The organism is Moraxella sp. FZFQ2102, assembly GCF_024137865.1.
GTDB lineage: Bacteria > Pseudomonadota > Gammaproteobacteria > Pseudomonadales > Moraxellaceae > Moraxella.
The window spans coordinates 180,243-197,840 of record NZ_CP099960.1 but is presented as its reverse complement, the minus strand read 5'-3'; the positions used below and the strand labels follow the sequence as shown (position 1 = coordinate 197,840).

Annotated in this window: 16 protein-coding genes; 7 read left to right on the top strand and 9 right to left on the bottom strand. The window is 46.1% G+C overall.

What is annotated here, in order from left to right; all coding sequences use genetic code 11:
* Nucleotides 1-216 precede the first annotated feature (216 nt).
* Both NGM44_RS00950 and NGM44_RS00945 read left to right on the top strand, forming a co-directional pair.
* The gene (locus NGM44_RS00950; protein WP_253223828.1) at nt 217-633 is read left to right on the top strand and encodes a NirD/YgiW/YdeI family stress tolerance protein; all 417 of its coding nucleotides are present in this window, start codon (nt 217-219) and stop codon (nt 631-633) included.
* Between the two features lie 132 nt (nt 634-765).
* The gene (locus NGM44_RS00945) at nt 766-1,515 is read left to right on the top strand and encodes a YoaK family protein (RefSeq protein ID WP_253223827.1); all 750 of its coding nucleotides are present in this window, start codon (nt 766-768) and stop codon (nt 1,513-1,515) included.
* 393 nt (nt 1,516-1,908) lie between these two features.
* Here NGM44_RS00945 and folE read toward each other — a convergent pair whose 3' ends face one another.
* Nucleotides 1,909-2,514: a GTP cyclohydrolase I FolE gene (gene folE / locus NGM44_RS00940; protein ID WP_253223826.1), complete on the bottom strand. Its 606-nt coding sequence runs from the start codon at nt 2,512-2,514 to the stop codon at nt 1,909-1,911.
* A gap of 242 nt (nt 2,515-2,756) precedes the next feature.
* Here folE and NGM44_RS00935 point away from each other — a divergent pair, with 242 nt between their 5' ends.
* Nucleotides 2,757-3,578, top strand: a complete 822-nt coding sequence (locus NGM44_RS00935; RefSeq protein WP_253223825.1) for an enoyl-ACP reductase — start codon at nt 2,757-2,759, stop codon at nt 3,576-3,578.
* 123 nt (nt 3,579-3,701) lie between these two features.
* Here NGM44_RS00935 and NGM44_RS00930 read toward each other — a convergent pair whose 3' ends face one another.
* The 3 genes from NGM44_RS00930 to hflX all read right to left on the bottom strand — a co-directional run bounded on the left by NGM44_RS00930 (nt 3,702) and on the right by hflX (nt 6,340).
* Nucleotides 3,702-4,400, bottom strand: coding sequence for an LrgB family protein (locus NGM44_RS00930; protein ID WP_078253160.1), 699 nt, complete (start codon nt 4,398-4,400; stop codon nt 3,702-3,704).
* A gap of 3 nt (nt 4,401-4,403) precedes the next feature.
* Nucleotides 4,404-4,805, bottom strand: a complete 402-nt coding sequence (locus NGM44_RS00925; RefSeq protein WP_253223824.1) for a CidA/LrgA family protein — start codon at nt 4,803-4,805, stop codon at nt 4,404-4,406.
* A 110-nt stretch (nt 4,806-4,915) separates the two neighbouring features.
* A complete protein-coding gene (gene hflX / locus NGM44_RS00920) occupies nt 4,916-6,340 on the bottom strand; it encodes a ribosome rescue GTPase HflX (protein ID WP_253223823.1) in 1,425 nt (474 codons plus the stop codon).
* A gap of 170 nt (nt 6,341-6,510) precedes the next feature.
* Between hflX and folP the strand changes: the two genes are divergently transcribed.
* Nucleotides 6,511-7,392 (top strand): dihydropteroate synthase, encoded by an 882-nt coding sequence (folP, locus tag NGM44_RS00915; protein ID WP_253223822.1) that lies wholly within the window; start codon nt 6,511-6,513, stop codon nt 7,390-7,392.
* Nucleotides 7,393-7,474: 82 nt separating this feature from the next.
* On the opposite strand, the gene NGM44_RS00910 is transcribed toward folP, so the two are convergent.
* From NGM44_RS00910 to NGM44_RS00895, 4 genes are all read right to left on the bottom strand, one after another.
* On the bottom strand, nt 7,475-8,203 hold the full coding sequence (locus NGM44_RS00910) for a 16S rRNA (uracil(1498)-N(3))-methyltransferase (protein ID WP_253223821.1): 729 nt from the start codon (nt 8,201-8,203) through the stop codon (nt 7,475-7,477).
* 92 nt (nt 8,204-8,295) lie between these two features.
* Entirely contained in the window at nt 8,296-9,312 is a 1,017-nt protein-coding gene (gene metF / locus NGM44_RS00905) for a methylenetetrahydrofolate reductase [NAD(P)H] (protein ID WP_253223820.1), read from the bottom strand.
* Between the two features lie 177 nt (nt 9,313-9,489).
* Nucleotides 9,490-10,863, bottom strand: coding sequence for an adenosylhomocysteinase (gene ahcY, locus NGM44_RS00900; RefSeq protein WP_253223819.1), 1,374 nt, complete (start codon nt 10,861-10,863; stop codon nt 9,490-9,492).
* A 225-nt stretch (nt 10,864-11,088) separates the two neighbouring features.
* Complete coding sequence (locus tag NGM44_RS00895; RefSeq protein ID WP_253223818.1) at nt 11,089-12,981, bottom strand: TonB-dependent siderophore receptor; 1,893 nt, start codon at nt 12,979-12,981, stop codon at nt 11,089-11,091.
* Nucleotides 12,982-13,217: 236 nt separating this feature from the next.
* Here NGM44_RS00895 and NGM44_RS00890 point away from each other — a divergent pair, with 236 nt between their 5' ends.
* From NGM44_RS00890 to dusB, 3 genes are all read left to right on the top strand, one after another.
* On the top strand, nt 13,218-14,891 hold the full coding sequence (locus NGM44_RS00890) for a mechanosensitive ion channel family protein (RefSeq protein ID WP_253223817.1): 1,674 nt from the start codon (nt 13,218-13,220) through the stop codon (nt 14,889-14,891).
* A 34-nt stretch (nt 14,892-14,925) separates the two neighbouring features.
* Nucleotides 14,926-15,729, top strand: a complete 804-nt coding sequence (locus tag NGM44_RS00885; protein ID WP_253223816.1) for a TatD family hydrolase — start codon at nt 14,926-14,928, stop codon at nt 15,727-15,729.
* A gap of 105 nt (nt 15,730-15,834) precedes the next feature.
* Entirely contained in the window at nt 15,835-16,851 is a 1,017-nt protein-coding gene (dusB, locus tag NGM44_RS00880) for a tRNA dihydrouridine synthase DusB (RefSeq protein ID WP_253223815.1), read from the top strand.
* 85 nt (nt 16,852-16,936) lie between these two features.
* On the opposite strand, the gene nfsB is transcribed toward dusB, so the two are convergent.
* The gene (gene nfsB, locus NGM44_RS00875) at nt 16,937-17,593 is read right to left on the bottom strand and encodes an oxygen-insensitive NAD(P)H nitroreductase (RefSeq protein WP_253223814.1); all 657 of its coding nucleotides are present in this window, start codon (nt 17,591-17,593) and stop codon (nt 16,937-16,939) included.
* Nucleotides 17,594-17,598 lie beyond the last annotated feature (5 nt).

Sequence of the window (17,598 nt, the reverse complement as noted above, 5' to 3'; positions counted from 1 at the left end):
TTTTAAGTTTTTTAAGGTTAATTTAAGCTTATTATGATGAAATATACGCATTCAAGTCAAGTCGCCGATCATAATAAGCGTATATGATAAGTTTGTATAAACTTAGTGATTGGAAAATTTAACCCATTGACACTGCCGTTTTGTGCTACACTGATGGCAGTTTTTTAATCAGATTTTATTGAGCTAAAATTACACCAACCTAAAAAAGAGTTTCTTATGAAAAAATTTGCCCTAATTGCTACCATCATCACTGCTACTGCATTGGCTGCTTGCACCACATCGACTACGCAGGTGGCAGCCGCACCTAAGTCTGTCCAATCTGCTGTGATTAACCCACAAGCTGCGATCAACAGCCAAGCTGTCGCAGGCGCGCCGATTACAGTTGCAAGCCTTGCCAATCTTCGTGATGAGAGCATGGTGCGCTTGACAGGTAAAATCACCAAGGCATTAGGCGATGAAAAATATGAATTCGTCGATGCGACAGGCGCAGTCATTGTGGAGATTGACAATGAAGATTGGCAAGGTCGCACTGTGACAGCCAATGACATCATCACCATCGTCGGTGAGCTGGATGTCGAGTATCTACCAACCAAACGCATGAAAGTGGATGTGGATTTTGTAGAGTTTAAATAATTTTAAATTAATAATTGTTTAAAATTAATCTGCATGATTAAGCACAAAGTCTGTATGGATTTTGTGCTTTTTATCATTCGGTGCTAAAATATACTTTTGGGTCATTTTTCATGAAATAGACATGGGGATGTGATGAAAATCATGGGTGATACCATCCCAGCGTGGGTGCTGTGGGGTGCGGTGGTGTTGGCTTTTTGTGCTGGTATGCTGAATACTACGGCGCTGATGGGCTTTACTCATGTGTCGGCATCGCATGTGACGGGCAATGTCAGCCAATTTGCCCTAAGTGTGCTTGATGGTGACTGGGCAAATATGCGCCTATTTTTGATTTCGATTTTGGCGTTTTGGTTCGGTTCTGTACTATCAGGCATGATTATCGGCTCAAGCGAGCTGAAAATCAATCGGCACTATGGCTATGCAATGTATCTTGAAGTGCTGCTGCTGTGCCTAAGCTTGGCATTGTATGTGCATGATAATTACTTTGGGCAGATGATGATCGCCATGGCGTGTGGGCTACAAAACTCGATGGTGGCGACCTACGGCGGCGCGGTGATTCGTACGACGCATTTGACAGGGACGACATCGGATCTGGGTGCGACTGTGGGGAATTGGCTAGTTGGGCGTAAGGTCGATGTCGCCAAAGTGGTGCTACACAGCGGGCTATGGTGGGCGTTTTTTGGTGGTAGCTTTGTCGCCGTGGTGTCATATCGGTACTATGGCTATTGGTCGATGCTCTTGCCGATCGTGATCATCTTGGCGGCGGCGACCAGCTATTCGCAGATGGGGCGATGGTTTGGGGTGTTTGCGCGTGTGGCACGGCTTAAGAAATTGAAAAAACTCAAACGATTTGAGCGGCTGAAGTCAGTGAAAAAGCAAGAGTGATTGAATGATTGATTATAAAAAAGGATAAAGCCAAAAAACTTTATCCTTTTTGTTAATGATTTATGCCATTTTAATTGCCATAAAGTGATGAATCACTTCGTTGATATGGCGAATGGTAGTGGGATCTTGGGTGTTAATCCATTGAAGAACATCATCATCCAGTACAGATGCTCGATTTTGGCATTGTCTTGTAACTTTTTAATCATAGGATTATTAATTGCGAGTTTGGCTTCTGTAAAATTCAAATTTTTTATAGCGTTCGAAGTTAATACTTTGTGGCATTTTGATAACTCCTTATTTGCTGATTACTTGGGAAGAAAGCGGTGATGATACGAAAAGTATCTTTGCGTTCGGTAAAAACAACAAAAAGAACTCTAATTAAACCTTGTTTCATCACCCAAACGCAGGCATTCTTTTTGGTACAGCTTCCAAAAATTCACGACGAGCATCGTGATTGCTGACAAATTCACCTAGCATACTCGTTGTACGGGTGGTGGATTGTTGCTTACCGACACCACGCATCATCATGCACATATGGCTGGCATCCATCACCACGGCAACACCACGACAGCCTGTCAGCTCTTCGATGGCGGTAGCGACTTGCTTGGTTAGGTTTTCTTGGATTTGTAGGCGACGAGCGTACATATCGACGATGCGTGCGACTTTTGATAGACCGAGCACCTTACCATTGGGTAGGTAGCCGACATGAGCCACGCCATAAAATGGCAACAGATGATGTTCGCACAGCGAATAAAATTCGATATTTTGCACCAGTACCAATTCGGGATTATCCGAGTCAAACACCGCATCATTAGCCACAGTTGCAAGGTCTTGATGATAACCACGAGTCAAGTAGCCAAATGCTTTGGCGGCGCGCATCGGCGTATCAAGCAGACCATCACGGCTCAAATCTTCGCCTGATGCACTGATAATCTTGGCATAATGTTCAGATAGGACTTCAAAATCGGGTGTAAAGTTTACGGTATCAGAATTTGACATGGTTTTTGATGAATAATGAATGAAAACAACATAGCTTAACGCAAAACGGCAATTTTTTAAAGCCTTTATTGGGATTTATTGCGATTTTTGGAGAAATTTATCACAAGCTTGGGTGTGGTGATTGGGCGGGTGTGTGAGTGTGATATTAAGTTTACATTTGTACTAATTTTACTGCACAATTTCAAAAACCGTGCTATAATACCGCCAATTTATCAATTTTATCCAAACAAAGGACAAAAATTATGCTACTAAAAGGTCAGCGTTTTGTTGTGACTGGTATCGCCAGTAAACTATCTATCGCTTGGGCGATTGCTGAGAGCTTGCACCGCGAAGGCGCAGAGCTGATTTTGACTTATCCAAATGACAAAATCAAAAAGCGTGTCGATATGGCAGCCGAAGCGTTCAATGCCACCGCAGTGATTGAGTGTGATGTCGCATCAGATGCCTCTATCGAAGCGTGCTTTGTCGAAGTGGCTAAACACTGGGGCAATGGCGATGATCGTGGTGTCAATGGTATCGTACACGCCATCGGCTTTGCGCCAGCAGATCAGCTAGATGGTGATTTTACCAATGCGACCACGCGTGAAGGTAGCCAAATCGCCCACGACATCTCAAGCTACAGCTTTGTGGCACTTGCCAAAGCAGGTCGTGAGCTACTTGCTGCGCGTCAAGGTTCGCTATTGACCCTGACCTACGAAGGTAGTATCTCAGTACTGCCGAACTACAATGTCATGGGTATGGCAAAAGCTAGCCTAGAAGCATCAGTACGCTACCTAGCATCATCACTGGGTGGTGAAGGTATCCGCGTCAATGCCATCAGTGCAGGTCCAATCCGCACCCTAGCAGCCAGCGGTATCAAATCATTCCGCCGTATGCTCGATGTCAGCGAAAAAATCGCACCGCTACAACGCAATGTCAGCCAAGAAGAAGTGGGTAATGCCGCCTTATTCCTACTATCACCTTGGGCGAGTGGTGTGACAGGTGAAATCCTGTTCGTTGATGCAGGCTTTAATACTGTTGCTATCAGTGAGCAAATCATGGCGATGGCATCTGATGATGAATAAGGCTAAATAAGCATAAAAATAACCACGATTCTTATATCGTGGTTATTTTTTTCTTTAAGTAAAAGTGGTAAATCTGAAAATTGATACTGATGATTGAGATGTGATCGGTGTTCAAATGTTGTTTTAGCCAAGCCACCACAGCACTGCCATCGGCAACCATACAGCGGTCACTAGCCCATTGATGGCAAGTCCAAAGGCGGCATAGCGTCCAGCCGTCGGACTGATGGTCCATGCTTCGACTGTGCCGATGGCGTGTGCCACCAAGCCAAGTGCCAAGCCTTGTGCGCGCTCATCTTTGATATTGCGAAATAAGATACGACACATCCCTGCACCTAGGATGCCTGAGACGATGATAATCAGATTTGCCATCACCAACGGTGCTTCGATGATTTGGGCGACTGATAGACCAACAGGTGTCGTCACTGAGCGAGTGGCAAATGCCAAGATGGTGTCCATATTTAGTGCAAACAGGTAGCTGAGTGACATTGGTACGATGGCACCGACGAGACTTGCAAGTACGACGATGATGGAGAGTTTTTTGACAGGTAGTCCCTTAAAATCCATCCCAGCCAGTGGCACGGCAAGTAGCACGGTGCTATAGCCCAGCAAGCGGTCAAATACAGGCTTGGCATTGGCATAATAAGTGGCATAATCCAACTGAATAATCAGCAGCAAAATCAGCGTAATCACGATGGCGATGATAATCATCGGTACGCCACGAATGTAGCGATTCAGATAGCGAAGTACATATTTGGCGCTGATATGAGCAATCAGTGTCACAATAAAGGCAATGATGATGGTGGTGCTGTCAATCTGTGGCATGGCTTACTCCTTATCCTGTTCAGAGCCTTTGAGCCATGCTGCTGAGAGCTTGGCAAATGCCCACAGCGGAATCAGCGTACTGATGATAATCACTGCCGACACAGGTAATAAATCCGACCCAAGCCCAAACAACAATATCCCGGCACCAGCAGACACCGGCAAAAATGCAAAGCCGCTATCCACCAGTAGCACACTCGATGAGTAGCTGAGCCACTCAGGCAACCCAATCGTCATACGCATACCAATCAGTGCGATAAATAAGCTGACCAAGCCCACGATATTTGCCGCAGTCGGCATTCCAAAATAAGTGCAGACCACCAAGGCGAGCTCACGTACCGCCACGACAATGATGATGGTGGCGAGCATACCAAGCCAAAATTTACCTGAGTGCACGGGTAGTTTCATACTTCATCCTTGTTGGGCGATTATGTACCAAAATTTCGCCATTATTGATTGGGTTACACCTGTAAACTCTAATAAATACAAGTAATTAGCGTATTTTGACAGTTTACCCATTATCGACAAAATGGGTCAAGTTCTTCATCTAAATGTTCGCTATTTTCATTTGTGATATTATTTTGTAGCACCACCTCAAAAGGCTCAAGCACTGGTTTTAGGCTATCCGCCTGAGCTTTTGGTAGGACTTCATCAGCATCCAGTGCGTATTGACCGAGTAGCTGCTGTAGCTTGCTGGGTGCAAGTAGCACTTGTAGTACTTCTTTGCCCATCTCATCATAGCTGCTGTCCGTGATGACACCCAGACCGTGCAGGGTGTTTTTGAGTCCGCCAGCATGATAAGGCAGGGTGAGTGTAAACTCTTTGAGTTCGCCTGAGAGCAGCTCTTGTACGGCGATCATCAGCTGATCGATGCCTAGATTTTCACGAGCGGAGACATAGACGCGATGCGGCACACCATGATCTTGATAATAGATGGCAGGTGGTTCGCCGCTTTTGTCGATTTTGTTATGCACAAGTAAAATCGGTGCATCGGCTTTGATTTGGGCGAGTACATCATTGACCGCGGCGATCTGCTCATGGCGATCTTCGCTGGCGGTATCGATGACGTGTAGTAGCAGATCGGCTTCAAGCGTCTCTTCGAGTGTTGCATGAAAGCTTTCGACCAGCTCATGCGGTAGATGACGTACAAAGCCGACGGTATCCGCCAGTACGACATTACCGACACCAGGCCATTTGACACGGCGAAGTGTCGGATCAAGGGTGGCAAATAGCTGATCGGCAGCATAGATGTTGTCATCGGCTAGACGGTTAAAGAGTGTGGACTTGCCAGCGTTGGTATAGCCGACCAATGAGACGGTAGGGATTTCGGACTTTTGGCGTTTGGCACGACCTTGGGCGCGAGTTTGCTTGACCTTATCGAGCTTGGCCTTGAGCTGACTGACACGGATTTGTAGCAATCGGCGGTCAGTTTCTAGCTGAGTTTCACCAGGGCCGCGCAGACCGATACCGCCTTTTTGGCGTTCAAGGTGTGTCCAGCCACGCACCAGCCGAGTCGCTAGATGGTTGAGTTGTGCTAATTCTACTTGTAATTTACCTTCATAAGTACGAGCACGCTGAGCAAAAATATCAAGGATTAATCCTGTACGGTCAAGCACGCGACATTTTAGGATTTTTTCAAGATTTCGCTCTTGGCTTGGGGTGAGTGTGTGATTAAAAATCACCACCACATCGCCTTTTTCGCCATCGGTGCTATCACGAAAACGACGCACGGCATCGGCGATTTCGTCCGCTTTACCTGTACCGACGAAGTATTTGGCGTGTGGCTTACTACGGCTGCCTGTGATGATTTCGATTTCGTTTGCCCCAGCTGAATGTACAAGCAGGCGAAACTCTTCTAAATCATCAGGATCGATGATTTGATGGATATCTAGGTGAACCAAGATGGCATTGTCGCCACCTTCATGTCTGTCAAAATATTGCAAATTTTATCCTTATGATAAATATTATTATAAATAAATTTTAACCAATTAATCAGCAAGCGACCGCATGGGATGATGATGGGGAATTTTGGTGTACCACTTACCATCGAATGTGTCACTTAAACTGCAACTTATGCTATTATAAGGCATTTTTGGGATGAAGTGAGTTTTTTATGTCACAGCGAGCAATCAGACAGCTACACGCACACGGCAAGACATTGGATTTGTCCACGCCGAAGGTGATGGGAATCTTAAATGTCACACCAGATTCGTGCTCTGATGGCGGTCGCTATCATGGCGTGGATCGGGCGCTTGCCCATGCCGAATCGATGATTGCTGATGGCGTGCATATCATCGATATCGGTGGCGAATCGACACGTCCCAATGCGACAGCAGTCGGCACGGATGAAGAGCTTCGGCGAGTTGTGCCTGTGGTGCAGGCGATTCGTCAGCATTTTGGCGATGAGATTTGGCTATCAGTGGACACTAGCAATCCTCAGGTGATGCAGGCAGGTATTGAATCAGGGGCGGATATCATCAATGATGTGCGAGCGCTGCGACGAGATGGGGCGGTAGAGATGGCGGCGTCTCTTGGCGTGCCTGTGATACTGATGCATAGCCGCGGTGAGCCTGATACGATGGATGACTTAGCAGTGTATGATGATGTCGTCGCAGAAGTCATCGATGAGCTGTCGCACAGCATTGAGCGGGCGGTGTCAGCTGGGGTGGCTCGTGAGCAGTTGGTGATTGATGTCGGTATGGGCTTTGCCAAGACTTATGAGTATCATCAGGTGTTGATGACGCAGTTGGGCACTTTTATTCGGCAGTTTGAGTTGCCGATGTTGTTTGGCGTGTCTCGTAAGCGGTTTTTGGGTGAGATACTGCAGCGTACGGGGTTGGATAGCCTACAAAACCATCAGCCACATGATCGAGACATCATCGGTGCAGGGATGTCGCTATTGGCGGTACAACAAGGTGCAAGCATCGTGCGTGTGCATGATGTCGCCAAAAGCGTACAGATGCTGTCGATGTGGCAGCAGATTTATGGCGAGTGAGTGAAAATTGGGTAAATTTTATTAAGTTAATTAATTATATATTAAAAAATATCAACTTATTACTCAATTAATTATCGCCCACTCAACTCAAATCATTAATAATCTGCAACGCCGTCAAAGCCACCACAGGGGCAGTCTCGGTGCGTAGTACTCGCTCGCCAATCGTCCAAGGTACAAAGCCATGCTCGATGGCAAAGTCAATCTCGGTCGGGGATAGACCGCCTTCAGCGCCGATAAGTAGGGCGATGGTGTCAGGCAAGGGGCTGGTAAAGCTTGGCCTGCCATCTGACAAAGCCAGTACCAATTTTAGCGCATCTGCACAATCTGCTACCCATGACTCAAGCGGTACAGGCGGAGCGATGGATGGAATGATGTTCAATCCACATTGCTCACAAGCGGCGATTGCCACACCTTGCCAATGTTCGATTTTCTTAAAATCTCGCTCATATTTTAGATGTGCTTGACAGCGTTCGCTGGTCAGTAGTTGAATCTGATACACGCCCATTTCACACGCTTTTTGGATGGCATAATCCATGCGATCGCCACGACTCATCACAAGCCCGATACTGACTGCAAAAGGCGGTGTGCGGTTGATGGGGTTATGGGCATGGAGCTTGGCTTGTGCTGATTTTTTATCAATACTAATCAATTCTGCCGTATATTCACCACCTGTACCATCAAATAGCACCGCAGTGTCGCCCACTTTGGCACGCAAAACCTTGCACCAATGATGATAGACGCCATCTGGTAGCGTGATGCTTTGACCGATGAGCGTCGTGGATAAAGGCGTATCAATAAAAAATCTGGACATGATTCATCAATAAATGCTAAGAAAAATTAAAAACCGTAATGAGTCAATACTCATATAAACTGGCATCAACTCATGGACGGTTTTTGGATAAATTAAATTAATCCTAAGCTTTCGACCAAGGCTTTGTTTGGCTCGGTGTGGTTCATGCTATAAAAATGCAAGCTTGGCACGCCTTCACTAATCAAGCGTTCGCACAGCTGATGCACGATATCAAAGCCAAATTGGCGGATGGATTTTTTGTCATCGCCATAGTCGGCAAGCTGTTTGCGGATATAGCGTGGGACATCAGCACCACAGCCATCTGCAAAGCGGATTAGGTTTGATGCGTTGGTGATTGGCATGATACCTGCGATGATGGGGAAATCGTCTTGATACACGCCTTTTTTTGCCAAGCGATCACGCAAGAACAAATAGCTGTCAGGATTGTAGAAAAATTGGGTGATGGCTTCGTTTGCGCCAGCGTGATATTTGGCAACTAGATTATCAATATCTGCTTCAAAATTACGCGCCTGTGGATGCATCTCAGGATAGGCGGCAACTTTGATGGAGAAGTGATCGGCACTGTGTTCACGAATGTATTTGACCAAGTCCAGTGCATAAGGCAGCTCGCCATAGCCGACCTGACCTGATGGCAAATCACCACGCAGTGCCACCACGCGATCCACGCCCAGTGCTTTATAATAATCCAGTAGCTCGCCGATTTGTGATTTGGTGTCGCCGATGCATGACATATGTGGAGCGATTGGCGTGCTGCCTTTTTCGATGAGCGCCTTGACGATGCCTAATGTGCGTTCACGTGTCGATCCACCAGCACCATAGGTAACTGAGAAGTATTTTGGGTTCAGAGCGTTCAGCTCATCAAAGACGCTAAGTAACTTGTCTTGACCTTCGTCAGTCTTGGCAGGGAAGAATTCAAACGAAAATGGCACTTTGGCACTGCTTGGTGTTTTTGGCGTAGGTTTTTTTACTTCGGCTTTGATTTGGGTGGCTACTTCGGCAGGCTTGGTGGCTGTCGTGGCTTGTACAGTTTGTTGATTTTTAATATCAGATTTTAGTTCATTTAATAATTTTTCAATCGCTGCAAGGCGATTTAGGGTGTCTTGGCTCATGATGGCTCTCTAAAATTATCAAGATAAATCAAACGATTATAGGATTTATCAATTTTGTTAAAATTATTCAATTATAGCAGATTTTTGGCAGTTTGTTAATGCCAAATAGATGTTAGTAAATTCCAAAGAAAAAGGCGATAAGAACCCTATCTTATCGCCTTGTGTGAGTATGGCTAATCAGTATTTGTATTCATCTGACTTGAATGGACCATCGACCGATACGCCGATATAGTCGGCTTGTTTTTGGGTAAGTTTGGTGATGACACCATTAAAGCCTGCAACCATCGCAGCAGCCACTTCTTCGTCAAGTTTCTTTGGCAGTACCTTGACATAGACTTTGCTTGGCTTGTCAGCAGCAGGCAAATCAGCGAATTTTTCTTGATACAGGTGAATCTGCGCCAGTACTTGGTTGGCAAATGAGCCGTCCATGATGCGCGATGGGTGACCTGTGGCATTGCCAAGGTTTACTAGGCGACCTTCAGACAGCAAGATGAGATAGTCATCATCGCTGTCTGAGCGATAGACTTGATGCACTTGCGGCTTGACTTCCACCCATTTCCAGTTGTCACGCATGAACTGAGTGTCAATCTCGGTATCAAAGTGACCGATGTTACACACGACAGCGGTTGATTTTAGGGCTTTTAGCATCTCGCTATTGCACACATGATAGTTACCCGTGGTGGTCACGATCAAATCGGTGTCTTGAAGTAGGGCGGTGTTCACGCCTTGGGCTTGGTCGCCGCCGACGAATGGCGAGACGACTTCATAGCCATCCATGCACGCCTGCATCGCACAGATTGGGTCAATCTCAGACACACGCACGATCATACCTTCTTGGCGTAGCGACTGTGCTGAGCCTTTGCCCACATCACCGTAGCCGATGACCAGTGCACGACGACCTGATAGAAGCATATCTGTACCACGCTTGATGGCGTCGTTTAGTGAGTGGCGGCAGCCGTATTTGTTGTCATTTTTTGATTTGGTGACAGCATCATTGACATTGATGGCAGGGACTTTGAGTGTGCCATTGCCCAGCATCTCGATTAGGCGGTGTACGCCTGTGGTGGTCTCTTCAGAGATACCGTGGATTTTATCGAGCATTTGTGGGTATTTGTCGTGAATCAATGCGGTCAAATCACCACCGTCATCTAGGATGATGTTGGCATCCCACAGTTTGCCGTCTTGGTGGATTTGTTGTTCTAGACACCACTCGTATTCTTCTTCGGTTTCGCCTTTCCAAGCAAATACAGGAATACCAGCAGCGGCGATGGCAGCGGCGGCGTGGTCTTGGGTTGAGAAGATGTTGCAAGAAGTCCAGCGAACTTCAGCGCCCAATGCCACCAAAGTCTCAATCAAAACGGCTGTCTGAATGGTCATATGGATACAGCCGACGATTTTGGCACCAGCCAGTGGCTGAGCGGCAGCATAACGCTTACGCAGACCCATTAGAGCAGGCATTTCGGTTTCGGCGAGGCGGATTTCTTTACGACCGAAGTCGGCAAGGCTGATGTCAGCTACTTTATAATCGGTAAATGTAGACACTGCGTCCACTCCTTTTAAAAATTAACGATGAGATGATGGATAATCATCATAAAAAAGAAAACGCAGATGTCGTTGATTATTTTAAATCGCAGCCGCAAATCTAAAAAGCAAGCCTGACCGTTTAAAAAAGCGGTTGCAACATCTCTTGCAAACGGATAATTATAACAAATTTCATCCGCTTTTTCCATAAAAAATGACCCGCCAAAGCGAGCCATTTTGTCAAAGTGCATCCGATCAGTATTTGAAAGTCAGACCAAGATTGGCTTGGCGACCGCCGTTGATGTACCAGTTGCCAAAATTGTCTACTAATTTATTATCACTATTTGTAATATTTTGGATATTTGTAAATACCTTAACATAAGGATTAATATTCCAATGTGCATCAAAATCAATGGTTGCAAAACCTGGCACATCTTTGGCGGTTGTATTATTGCTGGTTTTTGCACCCGTGCGCGCAACCAATGAGCTGCTCACACCGACCACACCATCGTCATAACCGATGGTTAAAGTGCCTGTATGTTTTGGGCGATAGGCGATTTCAAGACCTGTGGCTTTATTTTCGGCGTCAACATAGCTATAGTTGGCTTGGGCGTAGTAGTCACCGCGTACATATTTTGCACCCAATTCACCACCAGTAAATTTGGCTTTATTGATATTTTGATAGGTGGAGATGCTTGTGCTTGTGTCAACATCAAAATTGCTATCAAGAGCTATCAAATCTTTGACTTCGGTGGCAAAACCTGATAATGAGATACTTAGATTGTCATTGATTTGGTGATCAAGACCAAGTCCGTAGCTGATACTTTTTTCTGGATCAAGATTTTCATTTCCTTTGGTTAGGTAAGTTGTCGCATCCCAAGTTGATTTTGAATCATAATACAGTTCATTCAGACTTGGTGCGCGGAAAGCCGAACCAATATTAGCATAAACACTGGTGCTTGGGCTGAAGTGATAACGCGCTGCTGCTTGACCAACGGTGTGCACACCAAAAGTATCATGGTCTTCAACGCGGATACCGGCTTGCGTATTAAATTTATCATTATTATATTGATGCTGTAGATAATAACCTGTACTACCAACTTTTTTCTCACCCTTGTAAGCATAAGCGTCAGCATATTTGGTCGTATTGTCGGTAATGCCAAATAGAATGTTTTGCTGTGGTGTGATGTTCCAGCGAGCATTTACATCGGTTTCATGATAACGGGTATTGTACTCATTGGTTGACCAAGGTTCTACATAAGATTGTTCATCTTTGGCTTGTGCATAATGTGCTGATAGCTTGATGCTGTCAGTCGCTTTAATACTGGCAAAAACTTTGGCTTGGGTATTTTTAAATTCACGCGCTGCATCAATGCTTGTACCGCTATTGGTGCTGTATTCATTTGTGCCTTTGTTTTCATCAAATGAAACGCCGACATCGACCTTGTCATTATTGTAGCCGACTTTTGCGCCAAAGCCTTTTTGTTCATAGCCTGCTTGATCGTTGCGCGCTTGGGTGTTAAAAATGCGCGTGCCGTCAGTTTCTAGACGCTGACCTGATAGACTGGCATAAAAGCCATTATGCACCACATCACCGCGTGCGATAGCTTTATAAGTGTTGTTCTCACCAAAAATACCAGTGAGCTCTGCACCAGTGCGTGTAGGTTTTTTGCTGACCATTTGCACTACGCCACCGATGGCATCTGAGCCATATTGTACCGATGCAGGACCTTTGACGATCTCAATACGATCAACATTGGTTAGATCTAAGTTCTCTGGATAAATTGGCGTAAGGGTATTTGGTGTATTTAGGCGCACACCATCTTTGAGCAATAGTGTGTGGCTTGGGTTTGTGCCTCGAATGCTTAAATTAGTCCCTTGACCAATACCGCCATTTTGTTTGATATAGATACCCGCATCTGATTGGATGACATCTGACAGATTGCGCGCAGGGTTTTTCTCGATTTCGGCGCGTGAGATGACGCTCACGGCAGCAGGGGTGTCGCTCAGTGGTGTGGCGCTGCGGCTGACGGTGATGACTTCAGGATCAAGCATCACGGTTGGTACACTCTCGGCATGGGCGGCGGTGATAAGACTCGTTGGGGCTAATGCTAACAAAATAGCACGGCGTAGAGTGGTCGATGACATAACTAACCTTAATATTGCTAATGGGTTGGGTTTTGTAAAATTAACTGTCTTATTATAACATGAAAAAATTTTTAACAACTTTCAATTAGATGAAAAATTCTAAGCTTGGCATGAAATTTGTTCAATGAGACTTACCATTCTTGATCACAATAGATGCTGGCATACTGTGCTGACAGTTGCAAGTGCTGAGTATCGGATATACAATGAGGTGTTTGTAGAATTGATTGAGGATTGCCATGCTTGATCCATCATCCCTGTATAGTATGCTTGCTAAGTGGTATCAGCGAATGCCAAGGGCTGGTTTGTGGTGTGTGATGATGCTGTGTAGCTGTCTACTATTGGCATCGCCAAGTCATGCCACCACTGCCAAGCTGGGGCTAAAAACCACCCAAACCGAAGAGCCTGCCGAAGTGTGGTCGGATAGCTATGGGCGAGATACGCCGCGTAGCACAGTTGAGGGCTTTATGTCGGCGTTGTCAAGCGAAGATACACAGCTTGCCAGTCGCTATTTGGATGCGACATTTTTAAGCAAATCAAAGATGTCGGATGCTGATGTTGTGGCACAGTTTAAGCAGGCGCTTGACACAGGCGGTCGACTTGAGCCACTGTTGCAACTGTCTGATGCCAAAGAAGGGGATGTCGGGGATTTGTTGCCAAATGACCAAGAAAAAGTTGGTAGTATTCGCATTGCTGACAAATCCGTGGATGTCTTGTTGGTGCGTAAGGTCGATAAAGATGGCAACCGCTATTGGCAGTTTGCAGATGAGACTTTGGCAAATTTGCCTGATGTGCATACGACAGGACGGACTTGGGCAAGTTATTTTGAGATTGAGCAGTTAAAGGGCGTTAAGCTATTTGACTTTGAGCTGTCAAAGATTATCGCACTGGCGGTGATGGTGCTGATCAGTCTTGCGGTGGTGTATGTATTGGTTTGGACGTTGTTTGTCATTAGCCGGTGGCTGTTTCCTAGATTGACTGGCAGACGCTTTGCCATCAATGCCAATGTCATCATGCCTGTTGCGATCATCATCGTCGCCATGCTACTGTCCGAAATCATGCTACGAGCAGGCGTGCCTGTGACCATCCGCACACCAGTTGGGCGACTCAAGGAGGCAGTGGCATGGATTGCGACTACATGGCTTGCGTTTCGCTTGATTGATGGTGTGTTTCGCCGTGCCGAAGCCAATTCACTCAAACGCAATCGCCCTGAGCAGGTATCTATCCTAGGTTTATTGCGTAAGCTTGCTAAAGTGTTTATGTTGATTTTGGCAATTATCATCATCTTTGGCAACTTAGGTTTTGATTTGACCACGGGGATTGCTGCACTGGGTGTGGGTGGTTTGGCACTGGCTTTTGGTGCCCAAAAATCCATCGAAAATCTCATCGGCTCAGTAGTTGTCGTCGCTGATCGTCCAGTGCATGTGGGGGATTATTGTAAATTTGGCACTTATGAAGGTACGGTCATTGATATCGGTATCCGTTCGACGCGTATCCGCACGCTCAATCGCACCATTGTTACCGTGCCAAATGGTGAGTTTTCTGCCTTGCAGATTGAGAACTTTACCGCAAGAGATATGTTTTATTTTCTGCATAATCTATTTATCAAACGCACAGCGGATTTGGCAGAAGTAGAGCGGATGATTGCTGATTTACAAGGCTTTTTGGCATCACATACCTTGACCAATGATGAGTGGAATCAGGTGTGGATCAAAGAGCTGCGCCAAGACTGCTATGTCATCGAGATGCGTGCGTATATTCCAGCGTCAGGGGCGCAGGAGTTTTATGCCAAGCAGACCCAGCTTGCGCTTGCGGTACTTAAATTCTTAGAAAATTATCAGGTTGAGCACGCCTTGCCTAGCCAGACGGTGGTGCTGGACGACAAAAACCGCCTAAATCAGCCAGATTCATGATAAAATACGGCGTTTGTATTGATTGAGAACGACTATGTACACCGATTCCCATTGCCACTTAACTTATCTAAAACTTGACAATTGTGAGCAGTCGCCACACCATCTACTGACCGCCATGCGTGATGCTGATGTCAGCCGAGCGATGGCGATTATGTGCAAGTTTGAGGAAAATGATGCCATCCGTGCGTGGGTGGATTTGGCGATGAGTGATGATAGCCTGCCTGATATCGGCATGAGTGTGGGAATTCACCCTTGTCAAGATGAGGCGATGCTAAAGAGCGTGCAAGTTGAGGATTTGTTGGCTTTGGATACGGATAAGGTGTGGGCATTTGGCGAAACGGGGCTGGATTATTATTGGGATGACAATAAAAAATCTGCCCAAAAGCATAGCTTTGCCACCCATATCAGTGCCAGTAAAATCGCCAAAAAACCCATCATTGTGCATACTCGCAGTGCTTATCATGACACGTTGGATGTGCTACAAAGCGAGCGCTGTGAGCATGGTATCATCCACTGTTTTACCGAAGATTATGCCTTTGCCAAGCGTGCACTGGATATGGGGCTGTACATTTCGCTATCAGGGATTGTCAGCTTTAATAAATCTGAAGCATTGCGAGAAGTTGCCAAGCAGTTGCCCCTAGACCGCCTATTGATTGAGACTGATAGTCCGTATCTAGCACCTGTGCCCAAGCGTGGCCGTGATAATGAACCGACCTATGTGCCGTATGTGGCACAGGCACTTGCCAAGGTTTATGGCATGAGCAGCGAAGAGATTGGGCGGATTAGCAGCGAGAATTTTGTGCGACTTGTCAATCAGTATAAGACGGTGATTGCATGATTTGGTTCTGCGTTACGACTGAGAAATGATGTCAATATGATGCAGAATAAAGCAAAATATGCAACAATACGCTAAAATATGCAACAATATACGAAAATATACACAATGCAAAATCCCCAAAAACCCCTTGAAAATCAACATATTTTACTACAGCCTTTGTATATCAAGGGCTTAGAGATTAAGAATAGATTATGGGTGGCACCGATGGCGGGTGTGACGGATAATCCTTTTCGCCGATTGTGCAAGTCGTTTGGCGCAGGTCATGCAGTCAGTGAGATGATCATTGCTGATACCGCTCTATACGCGCGTAAAAAATCCTTATACCGCGCCAATTTCGATGGGGAGATTGCCCCCATCTCCGCGCAAATCGCTGGTGCAGAGCCTGATAAGCTTGCCGAAGCTGCGCGATTTCAGGTGGCAAATGGCGCACAAATCGTTGATATTAATATGGGTTGTCCTGCCAAAAAGGTTTGTAAAAAACTGGCGGGCTCAGCACTCTTACAAGATGTTGGTCTGGTCAAGCAATTATTAGAAACCGCGGTCGATGCCGTCGATGTGCCTGTCACCCTAAAGACACGACTTGGTTTTGCCAATGGACAAGAAAATATCCTACAAGTCGCCAGGATCGCCGAAGAAGCAGGCATCGCCGCCATTGCCATTCATGGACGCACACGCGAAGATTTCTACACAGGGCAGGCGCGCTATGATTTGATTAGACAGGTTAAACAATCCATCAGTATTCCTGTGATTGTTAATGGTGATATCGATAGCCCTGAAAAGGCAGTCGCGGTACAACAAGCCACTGGCGCAGATGCAGTGATGATTGGGCGCGCAGCACAAGGGCGACCGTGGCTATTTCGCGACATCGTGCATTATGCTAAGATGGGCGAGCTTTTGGATGCGCCAAGCGTTACCGAACTGCGAGACATTGTCCTGACTCACTTACAAGAGCTATATCAATTCTATGGTGAATATTCAGGTTGCCGCATTGCGCGTAAGCACATTGCTTGGTACACAGGCGGCTTGCCCAATTCCAATGCCTTTCGTGATGCGATGTATGCCTGCGAGACGACGGCTGAGCAGTACCGTGCTGTTGATGAGTTTTTGGGGCGGATTGACTAAATATATTTGTCAAGTTAAACCAAAACAAAACCCATCGCGATGATGGGTTTTGGTATTTTCACAAGCTTATTTTGCTTGATAATTTTTATAAAAACTTAACAACATCATCCATCGCTAGGCGGGCTTTTGGCAAGGTTTTATTGCCATCGGCACTACTTGCATACCCTAGGCTTACAAGCACCGAGCTTTTTAAATTCTGTGCAGGTAGATCTAGCAAATCATCCAGCACTTGCGCATCATAGCCGCCGATCGGTGTGGCATCAATGCCAAGCATCGCAGCTGATAGCAGCAGATGTCCTAGTGCGATGAAGGTTTGATTCTCCGCCCAAGTGATGAGCTTTTGGGGGTCTTGGGCGAACTGCTCGATATAGTAGCTACACAGTGCCTTTCGTGACTGCATGATTTCATCGGTAGCAAAGCGTCCCGCAGCTTGTTCGGCTTGTAGCACCTTGTCAAGATGCGCGCCATCAAGGCTGGTTTTGGTACACAGTACCAAGATATGAGATGCGTTCATTACCTTAGGCACATTGTGTGCATCGCCATCGGTCATCGACTGTGTCAGTAGGGATTTTTTGTCATCGCTATTCACCACCAAAAATTGCCACGGCTGAATATTGATCGATGATGGTGCAAGGCGCAGCATTTCAAGCAGGGTATTAAAAGTGTCTTCATCGATTTTTTGCGCAGCATCATAGGCTTTGCAAGTGTATCGTGTCTGTGCCAATTGTAGTGCTGTATTCATAAATT